This is a genomic window from Candidatus Phytoplasma pyri (assembly GCF_046600495.1).
GTDB classification, from domain to species: domain Bacteria; phylum Bacillota_I; class Bacilli_A; order Acholeplasmatales; family Acholeplasmataceae; genus Phytoplasma; species Phytoplasma pyri.
Window position 1 is genome coordinate 1 of the sequence record NZ_JBKIOZ010000009.1, and the last position, 12,473, is coordinate 12,473.

Genomic DNA, 12,473 nt, shown 5'->3' on the forward strand with positions numbered 1-12,473 from the left:
TGCTGGATATGATTTTAAAGAATTAAAAGGTTTAATTGATACAGATAAATTTACACTTGAAAAATTTAGAGAAGCTGGATATACAGCTCAACATTTGAAAGAAGCTAAATATGATGATGCTAAAGAATTAAAAAATAATGCTAAATTTACAGCTCAAGAATTAAAAACTGCTGGATATGATGCTAAAGATTTAAAAGCTGCTGGATGTACAATTCAAGAATTAAAAGCAGCTGGATGTACAATTTCAGACATAGAAGAAGTTGGATTTAACGTCGGACAATTGAAAAACGAAGCTGGATATACAGCTCAAGAATTAAAAAGTGTATGTACAGTTAACGAATTGAAAGAAAATGGATTTACATTTAAACAATTGAAAGACGCTGGATATACAGCTACACAATTAAAAACTGCTGGATTTAATGATGTTCAACAATTAAAAGATGATGGAGAATTTACAGCTCAAGAATTAAAAACTGCTGAATTTACAATTGAACAATTAATAGAAGCTAATTATACACCTAAAGAATTGAAAAAAATTACTAATTTGTTACCAGAGGAAAAGAAAAAAATAATTTTTAAATATAAAGATAGTGTTGATGATGTTAAAAAATTGAAATTTGCTGGATTTACAGCTCCAGATTTAAAAGCTACTGGATATTTTGACGAAAGTGACGGCATTAGAAAAATGAAAGACGCCGGATATACAGCTAAAGAATTAAAAAATGCTAATTTTGCATTTGCAAATTTTAAAAAAGACGTTGTTGGATATACAATAAAAGAATTAAAAATCGCTGGATTTAATGCTAAACAAATGGTATTAGCTGGATATGACAAAAACGACATACAAAAATATTTTGGAAAAACAGCTGGATTTACAGACACAGATTTTTAATTAATTAAGAGTACAAGTTCATTAGTTTCGAATTAGAAATAACATTTACATAAAACATTATTTACAAGGATCAGGAATACCTAAAAATATCGGAAACTTATCTGATATAAAAAAACTAAAATCAAACAAAAACTGCTCCTTTGTTCATGTTAAAGACAAAAACATAATTAAATTGGTATCAAACCAAAAGTAATAAAGTTAATTTATTACTTTTGGTTTTAATTTTGTAATTATTAAAAAAATTAGTTTTAATAAACAGTAATGAAAAAATTTTGAATTAGAAAAAAATTTAATAAATCAAATTTAGTTTCAATAACAAAATTATTAAAATTAATTGGAATAAAATTATTTTTTATTCTTTTTATTTTTTTGGATTAATTTGTATATTGAAATTTATTTTTTAATGATAAACAACTAATTTAAAATGATTTGATTAAAACTTTATTGGTATTTAAAAATAATGATTTACTTTGAAAACTAAACTTAATTTTAATAAAAAAATAGAAACTAACTCTAATGAAAAAATAATTATAACTAATGCAATAAATATTTAATTGAAATTAACAAAAAGAAGAAAAATTAGGGTAAGATATTTTTATTGATTATATTAAAAATAAATCAAAGGATAAAGAAGTTTTTAAAAATTGTGATAGAATAGATGAAATTGGTAATATCCATTATAGAAAAGATGAAAATCAAACAATTGAAATAACAACTTCTGTTGTTATTGAAAAATAGTTAATTTTAATTAATTAAAAATTTGATAAAATTTTTTAAAAAAATATAAAAATGATTTTTAGAATTAACAATATTATATTTTAAAAAATAAATTAAATTGAAAGTAAAAATATGATGAATAGTATAAATAGTAAAAAAAAATTATTAAAATTCTTATTAATATTTCCTTTAATTATTGCTTTTATTTTTGCGATTTATTGTTATGCTTTGACAAATCATGAGAACAAAATTGTAAGAAATTTTAAGATAATGCTACCAAAATTATCACAAAATTCAAACAATAAAAATATTTTACAACAATATTTGCAGGTAAATGAAACTGATAACGTTTGTAATAAAAAGGTTATTTTTTCTCCTATGAACGATGCAACAGAAACTGAACAACAACAAATACCAATTACAAATAAAACTTATATTTTAGAAACAACACCAAAACTTCTTAAAGAAGTAAAATTAGAGCGAGAATATGAAGTTTTTTTAGATGATAAAGTTTGTTCTAAAGAAGATATTAAAGTTAAAATAAACCAACCTACTCAAATTCAGGAAATTAAATATCCAGAAATAATAACACAAGAAATGAAAAAAATTGAAAACATTCAAAATGAAATAGGAAATTTAAATTTTATACAAATTCAAATAAAAGATTTTGTAAATAAAGAAGACAACAAACCTGATGATATTATTTTAAAAGCTTCAAGAAAAAAAGAAACAGAAAATAATCCGAGATTAATATTAAGAATTGTATATTTTTTCGATTATCAACAATTTAAAGAAATAGCCAAAATTAAAGAATTAATTGAACAAAATGTTGAATCAATGGATTTTAAGCTGGCATTTACAGTTTACACTGAAGAAACAACTGAAAAAAAATAATTTTCATAAATTGAGGATTTTATTTTAAAATTAATATTTAGATTTAATTTACTACAAAGTTAAATTAACCCTTATTATTTAACTTTGTAGTTTTTTTATTTAATTACAATGATTTAATTTGCAATTATTATTATATTCAATATTTTTATTTTTGATTTTAGTTGAAAATAATTTTAGTTAATATTTTCTAAATTAAGTTCAATAATGATTACGAACATTTAATTTTAAAAATTATTAATCATATTTTTATCATGAAAAATAAATATTATTTTTTTTAAAAATTTAAATGTTATCATATAATTATTAGTAAGATATTTAATAAGATCTTATTAATAATTTAATTTTTTTAAAAATATTATTATAAAATTAAAAAAGGTGAAAAATTAAAATGAAAGAAACCGATATTATAAAACATAAAATTAATAAATATGATATTTTGGATTTTAAAAATTTATTTTTTTTAGGTTTAATCTTAATTTGTGTTTTAAATGTTTATATGTTTAAAGATAATAATTTATATTATCATCAAATTTTCACACCTTTATTATTATGTATGGTTTTAGGTATTTTTTTAAATTTTATTGGTAATAACATCCCCTTTTTAAATAAATTTGGATTAGGTTTTTTATTATGTGTTTTAGTGCCTTCTTATTTAGTATATATAAAGTTAATACAACCGGAATTAGTCGAAAAATTTCATGAAGATTTTTTTAATAAAGGTATTAATTTTCCTAATTTTTTTATTATTTTAGTAATTGCAGGTGGTATTTTTAGTATTGATAATAAATTGTTAAAAAAATCAATTAAGAAATTTATTCCTTTAACTTTAATTTCTATTCTAGTTGCTTTTTTACTGGTTGGTGGAATAGGTTATTTAATTAAATATTCAGTTCCTAAAGGTTTTGTTTCTAAAGGTCACTTTTTAGATTCTATTTTTTATGTTTTTGTTCCTTTAACTAATGGAGGGATTAATTTTGGTATTAATGGTCTTGCAAATGGTATTTATCAGTCGGCAGTTAATAAAAAAATATCTAATTATGAATTACGTTCATATTTAGTTGCACCTTTAATTTTAACTCGTATTTTAGCGATTATATTTGCAAGTTTATTATGTACTTATTTTAATAAAAAGCAATCAAATGGTCAAGGTCAATTAGAAAATATTAAAAATAAAAATAATTCGATAAATAAGAATAAAAAAGTACTTGAAATTCAAGATATTAGGACAGGATTATTATTAGTTATTGCTTTTTATTTATTAGGTCATATTTTAAATTTTTTATTTAATGGTTATATTCAATTAAATCCTTTGGTATATATGATAGTTTTATTATTGATCTTTAAATTATTTAATTTAATTCCTTTAAGTTTTCAAGGTAATTTAATTAAAACTGGTAAATTTATGACTACTAATTTTGCTGCTCCTGTATTAGCAGGTTTTAGTTTAACTACTGATTGGAAAGTTTTATTAGATGCTTTAACATCATACAAGATAATTATCTTAGTTTTAACTTCTTTGTCAACAGTAACTTTAATTTCTCTTTTACTAGCGAAAAAATTTGGTTTTTATGCATTAGAAGCCTCTTTAACTGCAGGTTTAGGTTCCCACAGTATTGGTGCTTCTTCTGAAATCGGTAGTGTTATAGCGATTAGTAAAAAACCAACTTTATTACCTTTCATTAATATTACGACTCGTATTATTGGCCCAATTATTTTTGTTATTTCTTCTTTAAGTTTTAATTATTTTTATTTAATAAAATAATTAATCACAGAATTTATGAAGTTTAAAACAAAAGTAGTATTATGGTTTTAGTTGATTGGTAAAAAAAATATTTTTATTTATTTTAAACTTTTAAAATTAAATATTTAATAATTAGATTAGCTATTTCGCTAGTCTTTTTATTTTTTAAAATTGATTTAATTTAAAAAAAATTAAAGATTAGAATTAAATTGTTGAAAAGATATTTAAACTAATTATCAAATTTAAAAATAATATTTAAATATTTTTTTTAAAATAAAAAAGTTTTTTATGGAATTTTATATTTTTTTCAATTATTTTTAATATATTTTTTTATTTGATTTAGTCAAGATTTGAATTATGGAAAGATTATTTGATTTAGTTTTTTATTTATATAAGAGTTAACAAAATAATAATAAATATCAATAATTATATTGATAATTATTATTATTTTCATTTTTTAACCTTATGTAAAAATTTTTTATTATAATAATAATTATATTTAAAAAATAAATTTTTGAATGATTATTTTTTTCGAAATTAAATTATTTTATTTATCAATTTTAATTATAATTTTTAATCTTTAATTACTTGATTTTTAAAAATAAAATATATTTTATTAATTTGGAGGTATAAAATATGATTTTAAATAAGTTTAAAAAAATATATTTTATTAATTTATTTTTGACTTTGATTATTTTTATATTTACAAATTTTAAGTTTTTTTGCCCACAATTATTAGATATTGTTAATTTTTATTTGAAATTACTTTTTTCTTTAACTTGGACTTTCAATGATGTCATTATTAATCGAAGATGTGATGAATTAAAACAAAAATATATGTTTTTAGATTCTAAACGTATTTTTTTAAAAAGATATCTTATTAGTTGGGGGTTATTTTTATTAGGATTTATTTTTAGCATTAAAATTTTTTATTACTCTCAAGTAAATAATTTTAATTTAAAATTTATTACTAAAATTATTAATTTTAATTTAAATTTGAATAATATTATATTTTTAATTTCTATTTTATTAGTTTTATTGATGTTATTAACCTCTTTATTATTATATATGTATAATAAGTTGAAAATTTTTATTTTTTTAGATTATTTAGAAAAAAAAGAAACCTTAAAAATTTTTAATCAAGATAATGATATTATTTTTTCGGAATTTAAAAAAAGACATTTTTTTGTTGTTAAAATGTATTTTTTAACTTTTTTTATCTTTCCTTTTTTATTTTTGTTTATTATTATTTTTGTTAATTATAATTTAATTTTTAATTCGTTATTTTTAAAATTTTATTATTTGATTTTGACATTACCTTTATTAATTGGTAATTTGTTTAGTTGGATTAATTTTTATAAATTAGCTGTTCGTTTAGATAAAATTTAGTAGTTAATTATTTTTTTCAGATTTTTTCGAAAAAATTTTTAAAATCAAAGTTTAAAATTTAGTTTAATTTGATAAAATAAAATAAGATGAATTCATTTTACTTGAATTTTTATTTTTTAAAAGTTATACTCATTAATATGATATAAAAATTAAAAATATTAATTTCTTATTTTATCTTTATAAGTATTTTTAATTTTTATATTAAAATAAAAAATAATTAATAAAGAAGGGAAAAAAATATATGTTTACATCTAATTTTAAGAATAAAAAATTTTTATCTTTATTTTTTGTTATTTGTTTAATTTTTTTACCATTTTTTTCAAATCTAAAAATATTAGCAGATGGAGCTGCTGCTTCTTCAGCAGGAGAAACAACTAATAAACGAGATTTAGCACAATATATTCGTGATAAAAATGCTGGTATTTTATATATTGGTCCTATAAGATATAATGAATATGATAATTCAACATCAAAAAGTAAACCATTAGGTGAAGATGTTTCTTCAGTTTTAGAAAAGATAATTTTACCAGCAGATCTAAAAATTGTAGATGATTATCAAATGGATATTGATAACGTTCATAACAAAATTACATTAAAATTGACTGACAAGGGAAAAAAAATTTTTCAAGGAGATGTTGTATTAACCTTTGATAATGATCTTGAAAGACTTCAAATAAATGATAATACTATTAAGTTAACAAAAGAACAGTTTGACAATTTAAAAGATAATAATAAATATGAATCATTGATACAAGCTATTGGAAAAACAAATCCTTCAACAACAATATTATTTAGTGATGGTAAAGATTTAATCATCGGTTTGGATTCAGATAAAAAAGTAGTTACAATACAAGGTGCAAAATTAAGATCTCCAGGAAATAAGGAATTTATTAATTTTGCAAATAGTCGAACTATTAAATTAGAAGTTTCAAATCCACAAACAACAACTTCTACTACCACAAACGATGATAATAGTATTTCTTGGTTAGTATGGTCAATAATTATTATTTTTGTTGCGGTAATGGGTGTTATTGCTTTTAGAATTTTCAAAAATAAAAGATAATATAATATTTTAAAATTAAAATTTTTAATACGAAAATAAGAATATAAATGTTTAAATTTCTTAAAATAAAAAATTTAAATATTTAATTCTTATTTTTTATTTAATGAATTTAAATTATTATCAATCATTTACTAATATTTTTTCAAAAAAATAAGTACTTTTTTAATTTATTATTAATTATAGTTGAATTTTTATAAAAAAATATTTAATATATATATAAGAATAATTATTTTTTTTATTAAAAATAATTATTTTATTTTTTAGATAAAATATTTTTTTTAATTTAAAAAAGATATAAATTCAAATTTAATTTAAGGAGAAAAAATGACTTTTTATTATCATAAATTAGAACAAAGATTTGAAGAAATTGGTTGTTTAGGTAATATTTTGAATTTATTAAATTGGGATATTGCTTGTAATATGAAATCGGGTTCGGAAAATAGTCGAACTAAGGAAATTATTACTTTAAATAATATTATTCGTAAATTATTGATTTCTGAAGAAAATAATAATTGGCTTTTAGAAGCACAAAAAGAAATTAATGATTTAGATCCATGGCAACAAGTTAATTTAAAAGAAATAGCTTTAAAAATTAAAAATGAAAAAATTATTTCTGAAGAATTACAAAATAAATTAATCTTAGCGACTAATCAAGCTGATTTAATTTGGCGTCAAGCTAAAGCTAATAATGACTACGAATTATTTAAACCTTATTTAGCGAAAGTTATTAAATACACTAGGGAAATTGCTCAAGTACGCGCTAAAGCATTGGGTTTATCATTATATGATGCTTTAATTGATCTTTATGATACTGGTACAACAGTAAAAAGTATAAAAAAAACTTTTACAGTTTTAAAAGAAAAATTACCTTCTTTAATTAAAGAAATTTTAAAAAAACAACAATTTCAAAAAAATTTATATCAAAAAATTTATTTACCAATTGAACAACAAAAAAAAATTAATTATCAAATCATGAAAACTTTAGGTTTTAATACTAATCAAGGTCGTTTAGATGAATCTGTACATCCTTTTTGTGGAGGTACTCCTCATGATATTCGTTTAACTACTAATTATTCCGCTGATAACTTTTTAAATAGTTTTTATGCTACTATGCATGAAACCGGTCACGCTTTATATGAACAAAATTTACCGGAAAAATATAAAAATCAACCAGTCGGGAAAGCTCGTGGGTTTCAATTTCACGAAAGTCAATCTTTACTAATTGAAAAACAAATTGGTAAATCAAAAGAATTTTTAACTTATTTAACTAATTTATTAAGTCAAAAATTTAATTTAAATGATTCTTTATTTAAAGCTGAAAATTTATATTTACAAGCTAATCAAGTAAAACCTGATTTTATTAGGATTTATTCTGATGAAGTTACTTATTGTTTACATATTATTTTACGTTTTGAGATTGAAGAATTATTAATTAATGATCAGTTGACTTTAGATGAATTACCAACTGTCTGGAATCAAAAAATGCAAGATTATTTAGGTATTTTACCAAAAAATTTTACTGAAGGTTGTTTACAAGATGTTCATTGGTCAGCAGGTTATTTTGGTTATTTTCCGAGTTATGCTAACGGAATGATTATAGCTTCTATGGTTATGAAAAAAATTCAAACTATTAATCCTAATATCAAAAATGATTTTACTCAAGGAGAATTTAGTAATTTAAATCAATATTTAAATCACAACTTTAGAAATTTTGGTTCTCTTTATTCTAGTGAAGAGATGTTATTTCAAGTGACAGGCGAAAAAGAACTTAATCCACATACTTTTTTAAAATATTTAGAAGATAAATATTTATTTAATTAAATATTAGTGTTTTTAATTATTGGTTGTTTAATAAAAAAATTTAATTTCAGAATTTTTATAATTAAAGTTAATTTTAAAAAAAAGTTATACAGAAAGAAATTTAATTAACATGAAAAATAAATTTAAATTATTTTTTAAAAAATTTTTTCAACATCGTGCAGATAATATTTTTAAAATTTTTTTTGCATTGATTTTGATTTTAATAGTTTATATTATTTTCGGAATACAATTAAATAATATTTATCAAAAATCTGCAATTGTAGGTTCTAATAAATGGCAAGATTTAATTTATTATTTTACTAATCAAAGTAATATCTTAGTTTTAATTACTATGACTTTGTTTTTTACTTCTTTTAGGAAAAATCCTAAATTTTCTGGTTTAGCTTTTATTACTTTAACAAGTATTTTATTTACTTTTATTGTTAATCACGCTATTGTTGATAGAGAAGAAATTCAAAATTTTAGTTTTTTTTCTAGTACTAAACATTATCGTCATACTATAATTCCTATTTTGTATACTATTTTTTATTTTTTTAAAAACATTTCACCGATTGCAATTAAAAAAGTTTACATTAGCTTAATTCATCCTTCAGCTTATTTTTATTTTTTTTTAATTCGAGGTTTGTTTGACAAAGAAACTAAATATCCTTATCCATTTATAGATCCTACTCAAAAAGGTATTTTTAATATCACAAGTGAAGGTGGACAAGGTTATTTTTTAGTTTTATTAATGTCTTTCATTTTAACAATTTTATTTTATTTTTATAATTATGGATTAGCTTTTATTAAAAACCGATATTTTTCTTATTATAGTCAAGATTGTTTTATCAAAAATAATAAATAGTTAATTTTTAAAACTAAAAAAATATTTAAAATCAGTTTTAAAAATAAAATCAAAATATAAAATAATTTTATATCTTTATTTTCTTATTATCAGCAAGTTGATAATAAAATTAATTTAAAAATTTTTTCATTTTTATTTTGTCATTTTTATTTTTTATTTTAAACTTTTTTTATTATTTAGTATATTACTTTTATCAGAGAGATAATATAAATTTTTATTTTATAATAAATTTTATAATAATATTATAAATACTATGACGTTTTAGATAAATATTTAATTTTAAAATTTAGTTTTTTGAAAAAACTAATTATTTATTTTTAAATTTAATAAATAATAATTTAAAATTAAAAAAATAAATATAAAAAAAGACCTTAATAATAAGGTTTTTTTTATTTTACTAATGATTAAGATAATAAAGAAAATATTTATGATTGACAAAAATATATATATTTATTCATTTGCTGAAAAAACATAATGTTATTAATATTTAAAGCTTGAGAATAATTAAAATATAATTTAAAAGTTTTTATCTTTTTAAAAGAAATTTTTATTAAATTTAAATTTTACTATAAAACTTTTAATTATAATTACCAAAAAATAAAGCGAGTATTTAGTTATTATTTTAAATTTCAATAAAATTAATTTTTTTTCGATAAAATTATGAAATTTTGATAGATATTTTAAATTTATTTTTTAATATTTTAATTCATTTAGTAAATTTTTTTATCAAAAATTATTTATATAATTAAAAATTTTTTAAGATTATTTAATTATTATAATCAACAACAAACCTATTATTTTTTTCTGTTATATGTATTGATTAAATTATAAAAATTAACTTAAAATTAATATTATTATTAAAAAAATTATTATAATAGTTGATATCCCTAAAAAACTACTTTTCCAATCTTCTTCCATAAAATTATATAAACCTTTAAAAAAATAAAGTGTTCGATGAAAAAGATTACCTTCTCGTCTTTTCTGTAAAATTAAATTTTTATATTCTTGATTTTTTTTTAATTTTGTTAATTCATCTTCATTTGTTGTTATTTCTTTTTTTAATGTTGAGTTTTGTTTTTCTAATATTGATGATGGTATTGGTTCGACTGATAATATTGATTTTGATAATTCTTTTTCTTTTTGTTTTTCTAAATTAAAAAAATTATTATTATTATTTAATTTGGCTTTAATACTATTAAAATTGATTAAACTGATTAAAAATATCAAAATAAAATTAATAATTAAAAAAATAATTAATTTTTTAAAATTCAATTTTAAATTATTCATAAAATATTCTTTCTTTTTAATATTTTTTTTATTTAAACTTAAATATCTGAATATATTATATACATAATTTATTAATTTAAAATTAATTAATAAAAAAAAATCACCAAAAAATGGTGAAATAAAAAATTATTTATTTAAAATAACTTCAATAGGTTTTTTTCGAGCGAAACTAAAAATAGGATAAAAAATACTAATAAATATAATTAAAAAAGTATTTAATAAAATACTGAAAAATACAATTATCCCTTGTAAATAAAAAATAATGCTGTCTTTGAATGCGATTAAGTCTAATTTCATATTTTCAATTATTGTTGATAAATCTTGTGATAGCGCGAATTCTGTTTTATAATTTTGTAATTTATTAACAGAATTATCAACTATTCTTTTTACCATTTGATTGATAAAAAAATCTTTTAAAGGAACTAAATAAAAAAATAAAATTCCAAAAATAGCTATTAAAATAGCGATAACAAAACCTTCACTAAAAAAAATCTTAAAAACATCTTTACCTCTAGCGCCTAAAGCTCTTAAAATACCAATTTCTTTTTTTTTAAATTGAATACTTTGTTTTACAAAACGGCCAATAGTAAAAAAGACAGTTACAAAAACAATTAAAATAAAGTAAATCATACCTAAATTAGCGCTATCAATGATTTGACCAATATTATCCATAATCATTTTGATTAAATAATATAATTCTACAAACCCTCTTGTTGTTGGTCCTTTATAATCTAATAATTCTTGAGAATGAACTTGAAAATTTTGTAATTTCGTAATTCCGAAAAATATAGCGATGGAAAAAGTTTGTAAATAAAACATAAAAGAAGACATTAATAAAAAAATCGCTAAAGTAAATTTTTTTTCTTTGAAATAACTAATCCCCATTTTTAAAGCTAATTTCATTGGTAAATGACTACTAATTTGAATCATTTCTTGCGGTTGAACTACATCAGCGTTCTTCTTCGCAACTTGATTAGTTGGGATAAATGAATCTTTCAGGTTATTGTGTTTATTTTCCACTTGGCGCAATTGAAGTAACATTTCTGCCGTAATGGCTTGTCCTACTTTTAAGCTTTGTTGATTTAATTTTTTTTTAGGAGCGCTGGCAGCAGTATTTTTAGAGAAGTCTGATAAAATTTCTCCGTCTTTCATTTCAATCACACGGTGGCCATATTTATAAGCGCTTTCAGGATCATGACTAACAATAATGACTAATTTATCTTGAGATAATTTTTGAAAAATTTCTAAAACTTGTTTGCCGGTTTCGGAATCTAGATTTCCGGTTGGTTCATCAGCTAAAACAATAGAAGGGTTTTTTATAATAGAACGAATAATCGCTATTCTTTGTTTTTGACCCCCTGAAAGTTGATTAACTTTTCTTAATTCAAACCCATCTAATTCAAATTCTTTTAATAATTTAGCAATCAAAATCGGATCCGCTTTTTTACCTTGTAGATGTAACGGTAAAGCTAAATTTTGAAAAACATTCAGATCTTCAATTAAATTGAAATCTTGAAAAACAAACCCTAAACTACCATTACGGTAATTATCAAAATCACTTTGTTTAAAATTAACGGTTGAATTACCATTAATTAAGATGTCACCATGATCAAAAAAATCTAGTCCCCCTAATAAATTCAATAAAGTAGTTTTACCAGAACCCGATTTTCCTAATATAAAAACTAAGCCTTTATCAGGTAAATTTAAAGATATATTTTTTAATACATTAACGGGCGCTTGGGATTTATTAACAAAACTTTTATTTAAATTTGTTATTTGAATCATAATAAAATATTCTCTTACTTTCTTTTTGTATATTTAAAAA

General features: G+C 19.6%; 8 protein-coding genes and 1 pseudogene. 7 read left to right on the forward strand and 2 right to left on the reverse strand.

Annotated elements, in window-relative coordinates; genetic code table 11:
* The 7 genes and pseudogenes from ACLHHF_RS02080 to ACLHHF_RS02110 all read left to right on the forward strand — a co-directional run.
* Positions 1–892: pseudogene (locus ACLHHF_RS02080) on the forward strand (hypothetical protein); the annotation flags it as partial.
* A gap of 852 nt (positions 893–1,744) precedes the next feature.
* Positions 1,745–2,503 carry a hypothetical protein gene (locus tag ACLHHF_RS02085; RefSeq protein ID WP_411308179.1) on the forward strand — a complete coding sequence of 253 codons (759 nt, stop codon included), beginning with the start codon at positions 1,745–1,747 and terminating at the stop codon, positions 2,501–2,503.
* A 388-nt stretch (positions 2,504–2,891) separates the two neighbouring features.
* The gene (locus ACLHHF_RS02090; protein ID WP_411308180.1) at positions 2,892–4,265 is read left to right on the forward strand and encodes a 2-hydroxycarboxylate transporter family protein; all 1,374 of its coding nucleotides are present in this window, start codon (positions 2,892–2,894) and stop codon (positions 4,263–4,265) included.
* Between the two features lie 615 nt (positions 4,266–4,880).
* Positions 4,881–5,633 carry a hypothetical protein gene (locus ACLHHF_RS02095; RefSeq protein WP_411308181.1) on the forward strand — a complete coding sequence of 251 codons (753 nt, stop codon included), beginning with the start codon at positions 4,881–4,883 and terminating at the stop codon, positions 5,631–5,633.
* 241 nt (positions 5,634–5,874) lie between these two features.
* Positions 5,875–6,696, forward strand: a complete 822-nt coding sequence (locus ACLHHF_RS02100; protein ID WP_411308182.1) for a hypothetical protein — start codon at positions 5,875–5,877, stop codon at positions 6,694–6,696.
* Between the two features lie 324 nt (positions 6,697–7,020).
* Entirely contained in the window at positions 7,021–8,517 is a 1,497-nt protein-coding gene (locus tag ACLHHF_RS02105) for a carboxypeptidase M32 (RefSeq protein WP_411308183.1), read from the forward strand.
* A gap of 109 nt (positions 8,518–8,626) precedes the next feature.
* A complete protein-coding gene (locus tag ACLHHF_RS02110) occupies positions 8,627–9,361 on the forward strand; it encodes a Pr6Pr family membrane protein (RefSeq protein ID WP_411308184.1) in 735 nt (244 codons plus the stop codon).
* Positions 9,362–10,195: 834 nt separating this feature from the next.
* Here ACLHHF_RS02110 and ACLHHF_RS02115 read toward each other — a convergent pair.
* Positions 10,196–10,648: a hypothetical protein gene (locus ACLHHF_RS02115; protein WP_411308185.1), complete on the reverse strand. Its 453-nt coding sequence runs from the start codon at positions 10,646–10,648 to the stop codon at positions 10,196–10,198.
* 126 nt (positions 10,649–10,774) lie between these two features.
* Positions 10,775–12,433 (reverse strand): ABC transporter ATP-binding protein/permease, encoded by a 1,659-nt coding sequence (locus ACLHHF_RS02120; RefSeq protein ID WP_411308186.1) that lies wholly within the window; start codon positions 12,431–12,433, stop codon positions 10,775–10,777.
* Positions 12,434–12,473 lie beyond the last annotated feature (40 nt).